Genomic DNA, 17,689 nt, shown 5'->3' on the forward strand with positions numbered 1-17,689 from the left:
GGCGGCGCCCTCAGGTCTTACAGCAGGTTGGGGGAGTACAAGTATATGTGTCATTCCTCTTCATTCAACGGAAAAAGAGGCCTAACGCTCTCTTTCAACGACGCCACCGGCCGGCCCAACAACCGCTCCAGATCCCCGGAGGTCGAGATCGTGTCGATCTTGCTCAGGAAGCCGTAAACCCAGTTCCGGATTTCCGGATTCCGCGTTAGCGAGACCGGTCTGCCCGCCAGCTCGGAGAGCGTTTCAGCCAGGTCTTCAAAGCTCCAGGTGGCCGCTGCGCTCAGCTCATAAGTCCGGTTCTGATGATCTCCGCCTGTGAGCACGGCTGCTGCTGCATCGGCCAGGTCCCGGCGGGTCACGGAGTTGAACGCCCAGTCACCCGGAAGGACAGCCAGCTCGCCTGTATCCAGCGCTTCCTGCAAACCCAGGCTGCCAATGAAATCCGAATATAGTCCGCTGCGTAACAAGGTATAAGGAATGCCGGTCGTCATAATCGCATGCTCGGTCGCGAGATGCAGATGGGTCATGGAAAGGCTGCCCTTTTCGGCAAAAGCGAACCCTGTGTACAGCAGATGTCCGACGTTCGCCTGTTTGGCCGCCTCTACAGCATGGGCATGCTGGCGGATGCGGACGGTATCGTCATGGTGAGGGCTGGAAATCAGCAGCAGCTTGGCTGCTCCCTCAAATGCCTTCACCAGAGATTCGGGATGATCGTAATCGCAGCAGCGCACCTCAATTCCTTGGCTCTCCCATTCGCTGCCGGATTCCATCCTGCGGACGCAGGCAACAATCTGAGACGCAGGCATCGTCTGCAGGAGCCGTTCGATAATCATGCTTCCCAGCTGGCCGCTGGCACCTGTAATGATAATCTTCATTCTGAAACATCCTTTCTTTGCGATAAAAAAGTTAAGGGCTTAACCAAATGAACAAAGGCTTGTCAGGCCTTTTTCAATCTAGCAAGCAGGGACAGCAGCTGATGAAGCTCCTGATCATTCAATGCCTGCATGCTGTGCGCGATTGTCTCCCGGTTGGCGGGCAGGTGGCGAAGGAGCAGGGAATGCCCCTCATCCGTCAGTATGATAACGGTCTTTCTGCCGTCCTCGGGATGGGGCTGACGCCGAATATAGCCATCCTGCTCCAGAGGAATCAGCAGCAGGCTGATGTTGGCTTTCGTTACGCCAATTTTTCGCGCAAGCGCGGAGGGAAGGAGGGTTCCGCCTTCTTTCAGCAATTCGACCAGAATGCGGATGCGTGCTCCGTTCGTTCCCTGGGCCTGCCAGTATTTCTCGGATACCTCGACTAATTTCGCTGTCGTCTCCACCAGCATGAAGAAGACCTCGCTATGCAGCGGCTGGTCCGGAAGCCCGCCTCGCATGTCTTCGATGACGATCACCTCCATATAGTTAATGACTTAACTAAAATGTACATTCCTAACCGGTTGTTTGTCAACTCCGGGGCGGAGCTGTGGAAAGATCAGACAGCCCGGGAAGGTATGCAAGGAGTTTGCGGCGATGGCGATATTATGGAAAACGTTTTAATTTCTATGAATATTAACAAGTGTACCCGGCGCTCAGGGATGGTATGATAGAGAGGGGTGAAAAGATGAAGAACAACGAAACGGTAGAAGATCAGACAGCGGCCGATCAACAGGAACAGCCAAGCGAAGAGCAAATGGCGGAGCTCCTGAAGGCGGTCCATCATAATGGAATTGTAGCTCTGAAAATGCACTATACAGATGTGGAAGCACAGCTGCTGACCATTGAAGGATACGGACCCGTGTTTGTATTCCATGTCAAAGACGAAGAGGGCAGCCGATATTCCTGCGGTTTCTTCCTGCATGAGCTCGTGGCCAGATTTCAGTCGAACAACAACCCTTCCATCTGGTTGGCATCTTTCTTCGTCGATATGATGAAAGTCAAAGGCGGCAAAGAGCTTATGGGACCTCCTGCCAGCGAGGACGAGGCCAAAAAGGTGATCGACAATATCCTGGTGCCTCAGCTTATCGAAGCGATTAATGAGGAATTTGAGCCGGAACAGATGCACGCAGGCCTGGCCTGGAATGAGAAATTCGGTGCGGTATTCGAAGCCGGTTTTCCTTCAATCAAGGATGGCAGCAACGTATGCGCCGTTCCGCTTCATGTGCTGCTGACCCACCTGGCGCTGAATCGCGACCCGTCCGAGCTTCTGATTCAGGGACTGTACAATATCCGCAAAGAGAATGGCTTGAATTAAAAAAGACAAAGCGGCCCGCCGGGCCGCTTTTTTTGGATATTTGCTTTCAAATATCGTTGTTATAGGTACTGTGCACGCTGTCATCACCGTTCCGTTCGCCGCCCTGCTTGATCGCTGGCAGAAGAACGGCAGGGATCAGCCCGTCGTGAAGCTGCCGGTCGATCTGCTGCGCAATGAGTGGCTTCTCGAGACGGTCCCTGACGAAATCATTACCGAGATTGTGGACGATATCTTTCTGCCGCTGATTCACTTCAAGAACTCGGAGAAATCGTAGTCTAGATCACTTCCGTCTTCCGGATTTCCCTATATAATGGAAGCGTATGCATTTAGGCGGCTGGTCAGTGCCGGTCTGCTATGTCGTTGGGCCCGGTGAGTGTAAAGGAGGGATACGATGTACTACATCATTGATTTTGTACTTGGCATGCTCCATGCAAAGCCTGCGGAATGAACAAGGCGAAGCTTGGCATGGAGCGAAAATGAGATTTGTTCGCCTTCCCTGAAACATGGCCTTCTGACGCAGGCTTTGCCCTTAAAATAACCCATCTTATTTTAAGGAGCGGCCTGATATGGATTATGCGAAAGCGGAAGATTTACTGCCGGAGGAGCTGCTGCGGGAAATCCAGCGGTATGTTCACGGCGGACTCCTGTACATCCCGAACCGCCCGAACGAGCGGAAGAAATGGGGCGAAGGTTCCGGTGCGGCGCAGTATTATGCCGAGCGCAACGCGGAAATTCGCCGGGATCACAGAGCCGGGATGCAGATCGAGAAGTTATCACAGCAATATGGCCTTTCGATCGAACGCATCCGGAAAATTATCTATACACAAAAGAAGTGAGGTTGTCCCTACAGTGTTCGCACTGAACGGGAGCAGCCCGATAAAGACCTCAAAATCCACAGCAACGTGGAGGACGAGGTCTTTTTATTATGACCGCCATACCGAAAGCGCGTCGGAGCAGCAGCAGTAGGGTCGTCCTTTTTTATAACGAAAATGGCTCTGTGTTCCTCTTCTATGGATCGGTACAATTAAGCTCGAAAGGAGGGAACACTATGACGTATTCCCTAAAGAAATGGGACGACAAGGACTTCCTGCGCATTCGCGACTTCCTGGCGCAGACCTTGAAGGATAACCCCAAGACGCAAAATTGGCTCATTGACCGCTGGAATTTTTGCCGGTATTTTGCCCATATCATGCACGAAAGCTTTGAGATATGGCCGGAAACGGTCGGGATCTGGGAAGATGAGAATCATGAAATCGTCGCTGTGGTCAATTCGGAGGGAGAAATTCAGAGCCATGAAGCCGGGGTTGCCTTTTTTCAGCTCGCCAGCCGATTTGAGGATGAATTTATGAACGAGCTGATCGACTATGCCGAGGAGAAAATTGCGATAACTGCCGAAGGAATAACCTCCCTATCCTTTGTCCTGGATCAGAACGAACAGATGGAACGGCTGGTGAAATCAAGAGGATATGAGCTGCGGGACTGGAAGGATGCCACTTCCTGCATGCCGGTCACCGGTCAGCTTCCTGTGAATATTCCTGACGGATTCCGGCTGGCTGATGGACATGAGCTGAAGGAAAGGGCGCAGGGGATGGCGCATGGAAGAGCCTTTGGCTACTGCACGGAGGAGCATCCGGGTGAGATGATGCCGGAACGCTGTTACAAGGCCATGAGACAGGCGCCGGATTACAGACCTGAACTGGATATGGCTGTGCTCGATCCGGACGGAGAAATCGCATCGTTCACGACACTCTGGTATGACGGCCTGAACCGTCTGGCGGTTCTGGAGCCTGTGGGCACGCTTCCGAAATACACCAGAATGGGACTCGGCAGAGCCGTCATCTACGCAGGGATCAACCGGGCCATAGAAATGGGCGCAGAGAAGATTTACGTTGGAACGGATAGGCCGTTTTATCGCGCGATTGGTTTTAAACCGGTGTATGTCAAAGATGTTTGGCTCAAGAGGTGGACACTTGCCTAAATCAAGAGAAAACCTGCGTTCGAATCATCAAGCGCAGGTTCTTTCCTATGCAGTCTTTTTCTGTGTGAGGAACAGACCTGGGATGAAGATTAGCGCAAGGACAATAGCGGATACTGAGAATCCGGCATGGTAGCCTTTTAAGCCATTGGCAATCGTCGGTTGCAAGCCTTGCATGACAGTTGCGACAACGGTTGCGATAACCGCTGAACCAAAGCTTGAACCAAGGTTTTCAATAATATGAATACCGACACCTGCTTCTGGAAGCTGTTTGCTGTCAAGTCCCGTATAAGCGTCACTCGTCAACGGAAGATTAATACCTCCGACACTGGCACCACGGATGAACAATACGATGGAAATCCATATCATGCTTGTTTGATCGGTAATAAAGATAAGCGGAATCGATCCGATAAGCGAAAGAGCAAGGCTGACCATGACCACGTATTTTGCACCGATCTTATCAATCATTGTTCCGATCAGTGGTCGAGTAACGAGCATCCCAACTCCTTGAGGGATTAACGCAAGCGCTGCTTCGATTGGCGTGAAATGCCGGAAATTTTGAAAGAACAGTGGAAGAATTAACATGGGTCCCATGATGGCAATATTCGCCAGAAACAAACCGATGCTGGATGCCAAGAAGCTCTTGTGCGCAAATAAATTCATCGGAAGTACGGTTTGATTTTTTCTGATTCGATTATATACGAGGTAAATTATGGCTAAGACAAGGCCAGTGCCCACCCATACGATTGTTTCGTTATTGCTAAATGAAGCATGCTCTGCTGCTTTTGTAATGCCGTAAATCAATGCCGCACTCATTAAAGACAAAACGATGATCCCCAAAACATCAAGTTTGCTATCTTTGTTAAATGGTTCAAAGTCCGGAATCGTTCTTATCATAAGTGGTGCAGCAATCAAAACGATGAACACGTTGATGAAGAATATCCAATGCCATGATGCGCCTTGAACGATGAAGCCCCCGATTACAGGTCCTAGGATTGGGCCGAAGATCATAGGTGTGCTGACGATTGCCATAACTTTCCCCAGATTTTCGGAACCGGCTGTTTTAACCAGGAGTGTGAACATAAGCGGGGTAATAATCCCGGCACTAAATCCTTGAAGCAGACGGAAGAAGATGAAGCTGGAAATGTCCCAGCTGATTCCGGCAAACACAGAAATTACACCAAAAGCGATGACTGCGCCGACGAAGATTTTCTTTCCGTTAAATTTGTTCATTAGCCAGCCTGAGACTGGAACTGCAATTGCAAGGGCTAAAACATAACCTGTAATGGACCATTGAATAATATCCAATGTCGTGTTGAAATCCTTGGTCAGTTTGTCGATGGCGATGTTCACCATAGTGGAGTCCAGCATTGGAGCAATTGCTCCAAGTGCAATAGCCCAGGCAGCCGTGAGAATTTCCTTTGGTAATCCTGGTTTCTTTACTGTATCTTTGGACATGTTATTCACCTCTTTGAAGTCAATTTTTGTTTCCTCGTCAACAAAAAGATAGCATGTTTTTTGTTTCCTTGTCAACAAAATAGCAGCACTAAAAAAGCAGCCAGTCTCAATAGAGCCCGGCTGCCGGTGATTTCATTTTTATTAATTCAAATTTATTCGGACTTCGTATCTACATCTTGTTTCTTTATTTCTGCATCCAAATGACTGCTATACTTCTCTATGAAGAGAAGCATACTGTCAAATTGCTCCTTGGTTACCTGTTCAAATACGGGCTTATCCCGTTCTTGAAACTCTTTGTGCAGTTCCTCATGGACTTTGTTAATTGCTTCCCCTTGCTCCGTAAGCCTGAAGTAGATTTCCTTCTTGTTATCCGGCTTCTGGTAGCTTTCGATCAAGCCTTTTTCGATGAGCTTCTTCGTTAATTTACTTATGGCACTTCTAGTCATATAAAAGGACTCCGCAAGTTTTGTCACGTTGGAATCCGCATTTCTTCCAATGTACTCAATACAATGTACCTCAGATGGCTTATAACCCTTAAGACTGTCTTCCATCTTCAACTTATTAAGCCAAACCATCTTGTTGAATACGTCCCTGAACCGCGTTATGACCTGTTCTTCTTTGTTCATGGCCTGTTCTCCCACCTGTTGGTGCATTAACCCTATCATATTAAATTATTGTGTCTGTTTCAACAATTGAGCTATTGCTTGATACAGCATATAGGATCGACCTTTTTTCTCCGCTCCGCATATGGTAAGGCATACGGCGTTATAGAAGACAGAGCACCTATATGAACGCGGGAGCAGGGAGGGAGCCTTGGTGAGCAGCTATCGATGTGAATGGAGAGGTCCCATTCAGGCTACAAGCGGACTCGGAGCAGCCAGCCGGGGCTATGTGCGGGCTCTTCGGCGGCATGGGGTTGCAGTTAGCACAGGGATACAGCGGACAGGGGGGCTTCCGAAGAACCAGGCGGATTCCCGGACGGTGCTGATCTGCCACACACAGCCTCATCGTGTACAGGTTCAGAAAGAGAAGAAACGCTACGCCCGGGTTATATTGAATACGGTCTGGGAGACGACGAGAACTCCGGATAGCTGGAAGCCTAATCTCAACCGCTTTGATGCCATTTTTGTCCCTTCCCGGCAGAACAAGGAGGCTCTCCGCAACAGCGGGGTGAAGGTGCCTATTTATATCGTGCCCCATGGCGTGAATACCGGAGAGTACCGGCCGGATCATCCGAAGATGCATGTTCCCGGTGCGGGAGGTCGATTTGTGTTCGTCTCCGTATTCGGATTTCAGCACCGTAAAAATCCCGAAGGGCTGCTCCGCGCCTATTGGGAGGAATTCTCGGAACGCGATCAGGTCCTCTTGATCATCAAGACGAATGGATACTCGCCATCGGAAAATGAGGCATGGATCAGGTCCCAAATCAACCGCTATAAACAACGGCTTGGCATATCCAAGCGGACCGCCCCTGTGGTGGTTATCGGCAGACATCTGTCGCCGGGGCAGCTGAAAGGACTATATACGCTCGGAAACGTGTTCGTCCTGCCGACCAGAGGAGAAGGAGTCGGTCTGCCGTTTCTGGAAGCGATGGCCAGCGGAACGCCGGTGATGGCAACGGGATGGGGCGGTCATATGGATTTTTTGAACAGGAGCAATTCCTTTCTCGTCAACTACAAGCTGCAGTTTCCGGGAGTCAGCATGAGCGGACGTCATGCCATTTCCCGCCGCTTCCGGTCGCTCTTCGCGAACTCAGGCCAGCTTTGGGCGGAGGCTGATCTTCGCAGTCTGCGGCTGCAGATGAGGACCGCATTCGAGAATCCCGGCTTGTGTCGGAGAAAAGGCCTTCAGGCCCGCCGCGATGCCTCGAAACTGAGCTGGGAACGTTCGGGTGCAATGATGAAGAGGGCAATCGAACAGACGTTGCAGCAACCGGGACACCAGGGATTGAAACGGAGGTCTCCGCCGCAGTCGTAACAATGAAGGAGCAAATGTCAACCCGCGTCCCATGATCAAAGTCAGCTCCCGCTTCTCATGACCAAAGAGGCCTCCGGCTCTAAGCCGGAGACCTCTTTAGGGGTGACGAAGCAATGTGGGGTTATAGCTCCTTGGTCATAAAAGAGCTGTTCGGGTCCGGAATGTAGTCGGCAAAAGGCTCACAGTATTGGAAGCCCAGGCTCTCATACAGCTTTCTGGCCGGAAGGAAGGAATCCATCGATCCCGTCTCCAGACTTAGCCGCTGGTAGCCGCGCTGCTTCGCTTCTCCGATAATATGTACAAGCATATGCCGGGCGGCGCCTTTACGCAGATGCCTTGTGGACGTGCGCATCGATTTGATTTCGCCGTGTCCGGCATCCAATTCTTTAATCGCACCGCAGCCGATAAGCTCGGGGCCTTCCCAGACGCTCCAGAAGGTAATATTCGGCTTTTTCAACTCATCCAAATTCAAAGCATGCACGCTCTCGGGCGGAGAGCTCTCATACATCCCTTTCAAATGCTCCCCGATCAGAGCGATAATTTCCTTGCCGGTTAAATCATCCACTTTAATCTCAAATTGCGGCTCCATTGATGATATCACTCCAGCTTCTCAAGTAGAATTTACGCTATGGCATACTTGTTAATAGTCATACTCAATACGTCCTGAAGCCCCGAATCAGCAATAAATAACGAGTCGGAAGTCTTGAGGGCTACTTGTATTAAAAGGCAAATCCGCTTGCCGTGTCAAGTATATTGACACATTTGAAAAGCCGGTTTTATAATGAGTAAAATCCAGAATTCGGTTGCATTAGCTTACCTGAATGAACCGTATAAAACCTGCAAACGAATCTCACATCCATAGCAAAGACGCTTTGATTAGACAGAGCAGCCGTTTTGCGCCGTACGGGCGGTACACGGGTGACTGGCGGTTCATCGCGTCTTTTTGACTATTAGCAGGCGTGCAATAAAGGGGGGAAGGAAATGGAGGAATGGATCACGAGCGTAGGCATTGATCTCGGTACGAGCACAACCAAATGGCTGTGGTCGCGACTGAAGCTGATGAGGACCTCCGGCGGCTTCGCGCTGCCGAGATACGAGATCACCGAGCGGGTGGTGGAATACGTCAGCCCCATTTATACAACCCCCTTGCTGGGGGATGATCAAATTGATGTGCCGTCCGTCATCTCCCTTCTGGAGAGGGAATACGCTCGGGCGGGTCTGCTTCCCGCACAAGTACAGACCGGCGCCGTCATCCTTACAGGAGAGACCGCGACCAAGCAGAACGCCGAGGAATTGGCTCATGGACTGGCCCGGTATGCAGGCCAGTTCGTGGCAGCCGCGGCGGGAGCCGACCTGGAATCTCTCCTGGCGGGCAAAGGCTCGGGCGCGCAGCGGAATTCGCAGGACCGGGACGAGGTGATCGCGAATGTGGATATCGGGGGCGGGACCGCCAATACCGCGTACTTTCGCCGGGGCCGGATGATCGCGACCGCGACCTTCCATATCGGCGGACGTCTGGTCCGCCTGGAGCAGAGCGGCCGGGTCACCTACACGGCCGCCCCCCTGCGGGCGTGGCTTGACAGCCACGCTGCCGCCTCTGTGCCCGAAGCCGGTTCCACGGCTTCGCTGCAGGAGCTGCGCATGCTGTGCGCAGCCATGGCCGACACGCTGCTGCGCTGCGTGTCCGGCGAGCCCGCGGCGCTGCGTGAAGCGCAGCCGCTGCTCGTGGGGGCGCCGGCCGTGCCGCTGCCGGCGCCGGGGGAGATCTGGATCTCGGGCGGCGTTGGCGCCCTGATCGGGGAAGCTCCGCCGCGCAGCATGGCGGAGACGGCGCGGCACGGGGACATTGGACGGCTGCTTGCGGCCGAGCTGGCCGCAAGGGCAAGGTCCTTTCCCGTGCCGGTTCGGGCTGCGGAAGAGTCCGCGCGGGCGACCGTGATCGGGGCAGGCACCCGAACCACGGAGGTCAGCGGCGCGACGATGTATTACAGCCCGGGTCTGCTGCCGCTGCGCAATATCCCGGCAGCTGTCTGTAAGCTTCCGGAGGAAGCGCCGGAAGTCGGGGAGGATGCCCGCCGTCTGCGGGAAGCCGTGGCGATGGCGGTGAAGCGGGCGTCGGCCATGTACGGCCAGGCCGGCGGGGACCCGCCCTTCGCGCTGTGTCTCCGCAGCGGCGGCATCTGTTCCTACCGGCGGCTGCAGCGCATCGCCGACGCCCTGCTGGCGGCCTTTGAAGCGGATGGCCTGCGGGAGAAGATTGTGCTGTTGGTGTGCGAGAGCGACATGGCGAAGTCGCTGGCTTATATGCTGCTGGGCAGGCTGCCGGAGCCCCGGCGGAGCAGACTGGTCTGCCTGGATCAGCTGTCGCCCCGCGACGGCGACTATATCGATGTGGGGGAGCCGATCAAGGAGGATGTCGTGCCGGTCGTGATCAAGAGCCTCGTGTTTGGCGGGTGAGCGGGACAACGGGATTCAGGCGAGCGAGCAATCGACCGGCATGCCGGGAACAAGGGTGGAGCCGTCAGGTTATCGCTGTCAGGTTATTGCTCCTGTAAGACTATGCTTGGCCAAGAGAACGGCGACAAGAGGTGAATGAAATGAAGCTTTCGATCTCTTTAAGGGGAACGGAATACCGGTTCCGGGATTTGAAGGACTTGATGGCCAAGGCGAATGAAGAGCGTTCGGGAGATTCGCTGGCCGGAATAGGCGCAGGTGATATGAAGGAGAGAATTGCCGCCAAATCGCTGCTCGCGGACTGCCTGCTGTCGGACATCCGGGCGAATCCGCTGCTCCCGCCGGAGACTGACGAGGTATCCCGGGTGATCGAGGAGGATCTTGATGAGACGGTATTTGCCGGGATCAGCGGATGGTCGGTCGCCGAGCTTCGCGAGCATATCCTGCGGACGGAGACCTCCGGAAGCGAGCTTCTGCGGCTCGGACGGGGACTGACAAGCGAGATGATCGCCGCTGTCTGCAAGCTGATGTCCAATCTGGACCTCATTCAGGCGGCGTCCAAAATCGAGGTGATCACGACATGCCGGACCTCGATCGGGCACCGGGGAACGCTGGCTTCGCGGGCGCAGCCGAACCACCCGTCCGATCATGTGACCGGAATCAAGGCTTCCCTGTTCGAGGCGCTGGCCTATGGCATCGGGGATGCGGTAATCGGCATCAACCCTGTCAGCGATACGACAGAGACCATGAAGGCGCTGCTGCATGCGACGCAGGAGGTTATCGGTCATTTCAGCATTCCCACCCAGAACTGTGTACTGGCTCATGTTACGACCCAGATGCGGGCGGTGAACGAGGGGGCTCCTGCCGATATGCTGTTTCAGAGCCTTGCCGGAACGGAGGAGGGGAACAAGGGCTTCGGCATCAGCCTTCGGCTGCTTCAGGAAGCGGATGCCCTGATCAGGGAGCGGGGGACGGCATCCGGAGCGAACCGCTGGTATTTCGAGACCGGCCAGGGCTCGGAGCTGTCTTCAGGCGCCCACTTCGGCATCGATCAGGTGACGCTGGAAGCGAGATGCTACGGGCTTGCCCGGAGATTCAGCCCTTTTATCGTGAATACGGTCGTCGGGTTCATCGGTCCGGAATATTTGTATGACAGCAAGCAGGTTATCCGGGCCGGACTGGAGGATCATTTCATGGGCAAGCTGCACGGGCTGCCGATGGGCGTGGACATCTGTTACACGAATCATATGAAGGCCGATCAGAACGATATGGAGGTGCTGGGCATCCTGCTCGCTTCTGCGGGAGTCAACTTTGTCATCGGCGTGCCGATGGCGGATGACTGCATGCTGAACTACCAGTCCTTGAGCTACCATGATATCGCGGCTGTGCGCGAGACGCTCGGGCGCCGCCCGGCTCCTGCTTTTGAAAGGTGGCTGGAGGCAGTAGGCATCATGGAAGGCGGAAGGCTTACCCCGGCGGCGGGCAGCGCCAGAAGGTTCATGTTCTAAGAGGGGCAAGCGAATGGAGGGGAGCGCAAATGGAAATAAACCCGGACATGAAGGGAGCTGGACCGGAGGAGGACCGGTTCCGGAATTGGATGAAGCTGACCCCGGCGAGATTGGATGTGGGCCGTGCCGGAACGCGGCCGCTGACCCGGGAGATGCTGAAGCTGCGCCTTGATCACGCCGAAGCGGTCGATGCGGTATACGGGGAAGTCAGGGAGGAGACGCTCGCCGAATTCGGGCTGTTCACAGTGGAGACGCAGTACAAGGACAAGGAACACTATTTGCAGGTCCCGGACAGCGGCCGCGTTCTAACCGTTGAGGGCGCCCAAACTGTCTCCGCTCTCTGCATTTATAGACCTCAGGTACAGATTGTCGTATCCGATGGGCTCAGCGCCAGAGCGATTGACGATAATCTGCGCGACGTGCTGCCGGCGCTGCGAGATTCGCTCTCCGCCAATGGGCTTCAGGAGGGAATCCCTTTCTTTGTAAAAGGCGGCAGGGTCGGCGTGATGGATGATATCGGACGGCTGCTGGAGCCGGAGGCGCTTGTGCTGCTGATTGGAGAGCGCCCGGGACTCGTGACCGCCTCATCCCTGAGCGCATATATGTGCTACAGGCCGCGCCCGGGGCGGAAGGATTCCGACCGGATGGTGATCTCGAATATTCATATTAGCGGAACGCCTCCGGTTGAAGCCGGAGCGCATATCGGGACGCTGCTGCGCAAAATGATCGAACAGAGGGTCAGCGGCGTCAAGCTTGAAGTCTGAGCGCTGTCATGGCCTGACCGTCAGGCTCCGACCGCTGCGCACACGCCTTTTTTGACCATATCCGTCTTTCGGCGGCTCTGGGAGAGGCGGTTGTCCAGTTCGGCATCCAAACCGCTATCATAATCTGTTATCAGCTGGAAAATGAGAAGGCGGTGGGGATGTTGGCAAAGGTATCGGTTCTGCTGCCCGCTTACAACACTTCGCAATATATTGAAGAGGCCATTTACAGCCTGCTGCAGCAGACTTATCAGGATTTCGAGATTATCGCAATCGACGATGGTTCCACAGACGGCACGCTGGACAAGATCCGGGCGTTTGGCGACTCCAGAATCCGGGTGATCGCCCACCCGGTCAACCTAGGTTTGGTTAATACGCTGAACGAAGGGCTAAGCCTGTGCAGGGGAGAGTATATTGCCCGCATGGACGGTGACGACTATTGTATGCCGCAGCGTCTGGAGCGTCAGGTGGCGTTCATGGACGCCAATCCGCATATTGGCGTAGTCGGCTCCCAGGCGGTGCTGCTGGGTCTGGATCAGGTGACGGATAAGCCTCTGCATCATGAGGAAATCCGCTGCTGGCAGCTGTTTCACTGCACGCTGATACATCCTACGGTCATGCTGCGGAAGTCGGTGCTGGAGGCGAACGGGATTCAATATTTGTATTATCCCCATGCCGAGGATTATGAGATCTGGAACCGTCTGGCCGATGTAACCCGTTTGGCGAATCTTCCGGATCTGCTGCTCTATTACCGGCAGCATCCGGGCCAGGTGTCCAACCAGTATCAGGGTGTGCAGGCGGTGACGGCGGAATTGATCCGGAGGAATCAGCTGCGGCGGCTTGGAATTGAGCCCTCCTATGAGGAGTATCAGACCCATATGAATTTCTGCAATTTTAGAATCAGGGTTCATGATTATGCGTCCTATTCCCAGGCGTTTGCCTGGGCACAGAAGCTGATTCAGGCGAATGGGGAGAGACATCAGTACGATCCGGAGACGCTGAGCATGGTGCTGTCCCGCTGCTTCAAAATGTCCGAAGGGTTCGGGTGATCCGGCATTCAAAGGCGTGGCAGGGTAGAGCAAAGGGGTGTCCCAAGCGTGATAGGCTCCTATATGGCAGACAGGTGAATCATTGAATCTGCTGCTGTAAGGGGAGGAAATCAAAGCCATGACTGGCTGCTTGGGACACTCCTTTTTTTTGCAAAAGTCGGCTAATTTGCGATAGTCAGATCACAGTTCCGGCATTCCCTATTCGTTGCTCCCATTTTGCCAGGATGAAGCTTTTAACTTGCTCGGCCGCTTGGGATGGGAGTGCAGAAGTTGTGTCAATTGTAGGCATTGGCGGGTTGTATTCGGTGTCCGCATGGTCGAGAAGCCACCGGGCAAATTGCTCATGCTGCTTCAGCATATCATCCGTCCATATGGCTTTATCCTCACGGCTGCGGAGACGGGAATTGCGGGTTGCATCATCGCAGTGCAGGTTAATAAAGCACAGTTCACTAAAATGAGTGTAAGTGTCACATTTCCGGGCATCCCACGGCATGAACGTTCCGCAAATAATCGTGCCTCTCCCGGACTTGGCCACAGAATTGGCAAAATGAAGCAGCAGATTGTATCGGTCCTGATATTCCAGCTTCGCTGCCGTAGTACCGAAATTGTCATCATCCGTGCTGAATACAGCAAATTCAGGCATTAGCTCCCTTAGCTCATGCATTACAGCTGTTTTTCCTGCGCCACTGGCGCCTGTGATAATAAATAATGGCAGTTTTTGTTTCACTGACCAGTTCACCTCTACTCCATGTATTCAAAATATGTTCGAACTGCTGAGTAAGGCAGCGTCTTGGCTGTACGACAAATGACGGAACCGTGAAGAAGCTGCTGAAGCAGGCAGCAAGCGGTATTCCAGACGCAAAGGAGGGATTCGCCCGATGAGGGGAGAACCGTCTTTGGGTGAATCGCTCCTTTGCCGATGCATGGCTTGCTGGAATACGGAGGGGCTGTCTCTAATGCAGAGTTCTGCTTCGGAGACGGCTCCTTCCGGTTCTACGGGTTACTCGCCGTGCGAATGAAGGGGCAAATACACGTCCCGGAAGCGTTCGAAATCGGCCTTGCGGCACTCCACTTCAAGTCTTGTGCCATTCTCTTCATAGCTGACAGCCTGAACGCGGGCATGCTCATTGAAGTAGGAGACTACGCTTCCCTGGTCAAAAGGGATCAGCATCTCGCAGCTTACATAATCGGTGAAAATGCGGCCGCGGATCAGCGACATCAGCTCATTCAGGCCGCTTCCTTCGGCGGCTGACATAATCACGCCGTTATCCGTGGCGAGCGGATATGCAGATTCCGTGAGATCGGCCTTGTTATAGGCGTAAATCATCGGGATATCATCAACCCCGAGCTCACTCAGCGTCTCCCGGGTCACTTCCATCTGCTGCTTGTATTTCGGATTGGCGTAATCCGCCACATGAATCAGCAGATCCGCTTCCGCGATCTCTTCGAGGGTCGAGCGGAACGCCTTGACCAGATGATGGGGCAGCCGGCTGACGAAGCCGACTGTATCGGTCAGCAGGAAGGTCTTCTTGTCAGGCAGCGTAATTCTTCTGACCGATGTCTCCAGAGTGGCGAACAGCATGTTGCGCGCCAGCACATGCTTATCCGGTCCGGCGCCGCTGTAATCCATAATGGCGTTGAGCATGCTGGACTTGCCGGCGTTCGTATACCCGACGAGACAGACGACGGGGATTTCATTCTTCCCGCGCTGCTTGCGCTGGATTTGGCGCCGCGCCACGAGCCGTTCGAGCTCATCCTGCAGCGAGGCGATCCGGTCCAGGGAGGCCCGGCGGTCCAGCTCGAGCTTCGTCTCGCCGGTGCCCCGGTTCTTGAGCCCGGAGCCGCCTCCCTGGCGGCCCAGCGAATCGCGCTGCCCCGAAAGCCGGGACAGCATGTACTGGAGCCGTGCGATCTCGACCTGAAGCTGTGCTTCCTTGGTCTTGGCCCGCTCGGCAAAGATATGCAGAATCAGCATCGTCCGGTCCAGAACCTCGCGCCCAAGCTTCCGCTCCAAGTTGCGGATTTGGGAAGGACTAAGCTCCCCGTCAAAGATAACGGCCGATACATCCAGATGGTCCGCCAGCGCTGCCAGTTCCTTGAGCTTGCCGGAGCCGATGTAATGGGCGGCGTTGGTCTTGGCGGCCTTCTGGGTAACTTCTCCCACAGTCTCAATGCCGCATGCCGCGGCGAGATTGCGCAGTTCCTCCATCGAATAAGCGAAGTCTTCGTCCTGTTGAAGCTGGACGCCGACAATTATGGCAGTGGTGGTCTTGGATTCCATATATTTATTCCTCCTCGTGTCGTTACAGGGTTAGATCACAACAAAAAAAGCACAGGCATCTGCCTGTGCGGTTGCACTAGTGGTGGAGGACACGGAAGGAAAGGGCTGTATACGGTAAGCCTTCCGAACAGATGGAGTGGACGCAACATGTTGCTCTCATCAGCTCGAACGGTCAGCTCCATGGGTTCAATACGGGCCGTGCAGGCGCCGGATCATCGAACCTCCTGTGCGGGAGCAGCGGAACGCCGCGGGAACCCGACAAGGGAGCCGTTATACGCGTATGAATCAGGGTTACCCTGTACATGAACAGACCTATCCTAGAGTCCTCCACCTGCAGGCAGAGTAATGGCGCAGTTACATTAGGCGCGCACATTGCGAATCCGGATAAAATCTATCACGCGTAACCCTCCAATCCTAAAGTTAAACCGATTCTAACACAGACGGGATTATCTGGCAAACTTTTCATGCAAGTTCTCATGCCAGTCCAGATGCAGTCCGGAGGTTTCTGTCAATACATATTAATCGGGTAGGAAATATGAGATATTACTCACTGACAGTTGGGAATCCGGTCGATAAACTGGCGTAAGACAGCAGGAATTCGGCCGATACAAATACAAGGAGAGTGAACAAAGATGAGCGAAATCAGAAGCGGAATCGTCGATTATCTGGAAGGCACCCGGTTTGTCGTGCTGGCGACCGTGAACGGGGAAGGCACTCCGGAGCTGCGAACCCTTGGCGGGTTTGCGGTGGACGGCTACAAGGTTTATTTTTCAACGGACGGGGGGACGGAGAAGGTGAAGCAGATCCGGAGCAATCCGGCTGTGACGCTCCTTTTTCAACATGAGAACCAGGAGCTTGCCGGTTTTGTGAATGTGACGCTCCGGGGCGAGGCTCGTCAGGTTGAGGAACCGGAGGAGCTGGCGCATGCGATAGAGGCGCTCGGAAACCGGAATCCGCGGTTCAAGGAACGGGCTGAGAAGGGAGAGCTTGCGAGCACTGCAATCTTCGGGATAGCGGCTTCCGAGATCAAGGTGCTCGATTTTGCCAAAGGAAGAGGCGCCGAAGCGGTTGAGGTGATTGCAGTATAGGCTGAAGTGGGACGAACCGTTCTTCGTTGGCCTTGCATATGACAAGGATGCTCATGGGGGATGCCTCCGGGGCATCCTTTTTTGCGCGGCTATCCGTTATAATAATTCTGATTCATGTGCGCAAGATTAAACGACGGAGGTAGACAGACGTATGGATGCCAGGAACACGGTAGTCGCCAAACTGAACCTGCACAAATACCCGGACAAGCTCATTCTGAACATGCCGGAGGGAGCCGGGTATTTCGAGGGACTGGAGTTCGATTCAGCGTATACACGGGGACGGTATGACCTGATTTTTATTTTTGTCTTCCATCTGGATCAGTTGAAGGATGAGCTTCAGTCCGTTATTGCAAAACAGGCGATTCAGGATGGAGGGTATGTGTACTTCGCCTATCCGAAGAAAAATAATCCCCGCTACAAGGATTACATCGAACGCGACAGCCTCCTGCCGGCGCTCTCCACCGACGAGGATGGATATGTGCCGGGCAGCACGCTCAAGTTCTCCAGAATGGTCAGCCTTGACGAAGTGTTCACGGTAGTCGGATTGAAATCACAGGCAAAGGCGGCGGGGAAAAAAGAGGCATCCAGGAGCAGTCAGAGAGTGGAAGATTATATTGCCCGCATCCCCGATATAGAACGGTACTTGGAGAGCGATCCCGAGGCGCTGAAGCTGTACAGCGGGCTTACTCCGGGCTACCGGAAGGACTGGGCGCGCTATGTATACAGTGCAAAGAGGCAGGAGACGCAGGAGAAGCGGCTTGCTGAGATGAAGGAGATTCTGGGTCAGGGATATAAAACCGTGGAGCTGTACCGGCAGCGGCCGGAAGCCCGGGGCTAATCATTAATCGGTAAAAAAGAGGCCCGGAACGGCATGTTCCGGGCTTTCAATGTGTATGAGGTGCGTGA

General features: G+C 54.1%; 19 protein-coding genes. 12 read left to right on the plus strand and 7 right to left on the minus strand.

All coding sequences use genetic code 11. From position 1 onward, the window contains the following. Positions 1-50: 50 nt before the first annotated feature. A complete protein-coding gene (locus tag KIH86_RS02235) occupies positions 51-875 on the minus strand; it encodes an NmrA family NAD(P)-binding protein (RefSeq protein ID WP_223084689.1) in 825 nt (274 codons plus the stop codon). Between the two features lie 62 nt (positions 876-937). After that, the gene (locus KIH86_RS02240) at positions 938-1,399 is read right to left on the minus strand and encodes a MarR family winged helix-turn-helix transcriptional regulator (protein WP_223084688.1); all 462 of its coding nucleotides are present in this window, start codon (positions 1,397-1,399) and stop codon (positions 938-940) included. 203 nt (positions 1,400-1,602) lie between these two features. On the opposite strand from KIH86_RS02240, the gene KIH86_RS02245 reads away from it, so the two are divergent. The 4 genes from KIH86_RS02245 (at position 1,603) to KIH86_RS02260 (ending at position 4,210) form a co-directional block, all read left to right on the plus strand. After that, complete coding sequence (locus KIH86_RS02245) at positions 1,603-2,232, plus strand: hypothetical protein (protein WP_223084687.1); 630 nt, start codon at positions 1,603-1,605, stop codon at positions 2,230-2,232. A gap of 70 nt (positions 2,233-2,302) precedes the next feature. Then, positions 2,303-2,506, plus strand: a complete 204-nt coding sequence (locus tag KIH86_RS02250) for a hypothetical protein (RefSeq protein ID WP_223084686.1) — start codon at positions 2,303-2,305, stop codon at positions 2,504-2,506. Between the two features lie 292 nt (positions 2,507-2,798). Beyond that, positions 2,799-3,068 (plus strand): CD3324 family protein, encoded by a 270-nt coding sequence (locus tag KIH86_RS02255; protein WP_223084685.1) that lies wholly within the window; start codon positions 2,799-2,801, stop codon positions 3,066-3,068. Positions 3,069-3,280: 212 nt separating this feature from the next. Next, positions 3,281-4,210, plus strand: coding sequence for a GNAT family N-acetyltransferase (locus tag KIH86_RS02260; protein ID WP_223084684.1), 930 nt, complete (start codon positions 3,281-3,283; stop codon positions 4,208-4,210). Positions 4,211-4,255: 45 nt separating this feature from the next. On the opposite strand, the gene KIH86_RS02265 is transcribed toward KIH86_RS02260, so the two are convergent. After that, positions 4,256-5,665 (minus strand): MDR family MFS transporter, encoded by a 1,410-nt coding sequence (locus KIH86_RS02265; protein ID WP_223084683.1) that lies wholly within the window; start codon positions 5,663-5,665, stop codon positions 4,256-4,258. Positions 5,666-5,817: 152 nt separating this feature from the next. After that, entirely contained in the window at positions 5,818-6,291 is a 474-nt protein-coding gene (locus KIH86_RS02270) for a MarR family transcriptional regulator (RefSeq protein WP_223084681.1), read from the minus strand. Positions 6,292-6,481: 190 nt separating this feature from the next. Between KIH86_RS02270 and KIH86_RS02275 the strand changes: the two genes are divergently transcribed. After that, positions 6,482-7,642, plus strand: coding sequence for a glycosyltransferase (locus KIH86_RS02275; RefSeq protein ID WP_223084679.1), 1,161 nt, complete (start codon positions 6,482-6,484; stop codon positions 7,640-7,642). Positions 7,643-7,763: 121 nt separating this feature from the next. On the opposite strand, the gene KIH86_RS02280 is transcribed toward KIH86_RS02275, so the two are convergent. Beyond that, the gene (locus tag KIH86_RS02280; protein ID WP_223084678.1) at positions 7,764-8,231 is read right to left on the minus strand and encodes a GNAT family N-acetyltransferase; all 468 of its coding nucleotides are present in this window, start codon (positions 8,229-8,231) and stop codon (positions 7,764-7,766) included. A gap of 392 nt (positions 8,232-8,623) precedes the next feature. Between KIH86_RS02280 and KIH86_RS02285 the strand changes: the two genes are divergently transcribed. The 4 genes from KIH86_RS02285 to KIH86_RS02300 all read left to right on the plus strand — a co-directional run bounded on the left by KIH86_RS02285 (position 8,624) and on the right by KIH86_RS02300 (position 13,414). Continuing rightward, the gene (locus KIH86_RS02285; protein WP_223084676.1) at positions 8,624-10,099 is read left to right on the plus strand and encodes an ethanolamine ammonia-lyase reactivating factor EutA; all 1,476 of its coding nucleotides are present in this window, start codon (positions 8,624-8,626) and stop codon (positions 10,097-10,099) included. 140 nt (positions 10,100-10,239) lie between these two features. Next, the gene (locus KIH86_RS02290) at positions 10,240-11,604 is read left to right on the plus strand and encodes an ethanolamine ammonia-lyase subunit EutB (RefSeq protein ID WP_223084674.1); all 1,365 of its coding nucleotides are present in this window, start codon (positions 10,240-10,242) and stop codon (positions 11,602-11,604) included. A gap of 47 nt (positions 11,605-11,651) precedes the next feature. Then, positions 11,652-12,368, plus strand: coding sequence for an ethanolamine ammonia-lyase subunit EutC (eutC, locus tag KIH86_RS02295; RefSeq protein WP_223086028.1), 717 nt, complete (start codon positions 11,652-11,654; stop codon positions 12,366-12,368). A gap of 158 nt (positions 12,369-12,526) precedes the next feature. Beyond that, positions 12,527-13,414, plus strand: a complete 888-nt coding sequence (locus KIH86_RS02300) for a glycosyltransferase family 2 protein (protein ID WP_223084673.1) — start codon at positions 12,527-12,529, stop codon at positions 13,412-13,414. 175 nt (positions 13,415-13,589) lie between these two features. Here KIH86_RS02300 and KIH86_RS02305 read toward each other — a convergent pair whose 3' ends face one another. Together KIH86_RS02305 and hflX are read right to left on the minus strand one after the other, a co-directional pair. Continuing rightward, positions 13,590-14,057: a nucleoside kinase gene (locus KIH86_RS02305; RefSeq protein WP_223110280.1), complete on the minus strand. Its 468-nt coding sequence runs from the start codon at positions 14,055-14,057 to the stop codon at positions 13,590-13,592. 357 nt (positions 14,058-14,414) lie between these two features. After that, entirely contained in the window at positions 14,415-15,695 is a 1,281-nt protein-coding gene (hflX, locus tag KIH86_RS02310) for a GTPase HflX (protein WP_223084671.1), read from the minus strand. A 131-nt stretch (positions 15,696-15,826) separates the two neighbouring features. On the opposite strand from hflX, the gene KIH86_RS02315 reads away from it, so the two are divergent. From KIH86_RS02315 to KIH86_RS02325, 3 genes are all read left to right on the plus strand, one after another. Next, entirely contained in the window at positions 15,827-15,979 is a 153-nt protein-coding gene (locus KIH86_RS02315) for a hypothetical protein (RefSeq protein ID WP_223110281.1), read from the plus strand. 348 nt (positions 15,980-16,327) lie between these two features. Continuing rightward, positions 16,328-16,783, plus strand: coding sequence for a pyridoxamine 5'-phosphate oxidase family protein (locus KIH86_RS02320; protein WP_223084667.1), 456 nt, complete (start codon positions 16,328-16,330; stop codon positions 16,781-16,783). Positions 16,784-16,934: 151 nt separating this feature from the next. After that, positions 16,935-17,621, plus strand: coding sequence for a YdeI/OmpD-associated family protein (locus KIH86_RS02325; RefSeq protein ID WP_223084666.1), 687 nt, complete (start codon positions 16,935-16,937; stop codon positions 17,619-17,621). Positions 17,622-17,689: the final 68 nt, after the last annotated feature.

This window comes from Paenibacillus sinensis (assembly GCF_019904155.1).
Lineage (GTDB): Bacteria > Bacillota > Bacilli > Paenibacillales > Paenibacillaceae > Paenibacillus_AQ > Paenibacillus_AQ sinensis.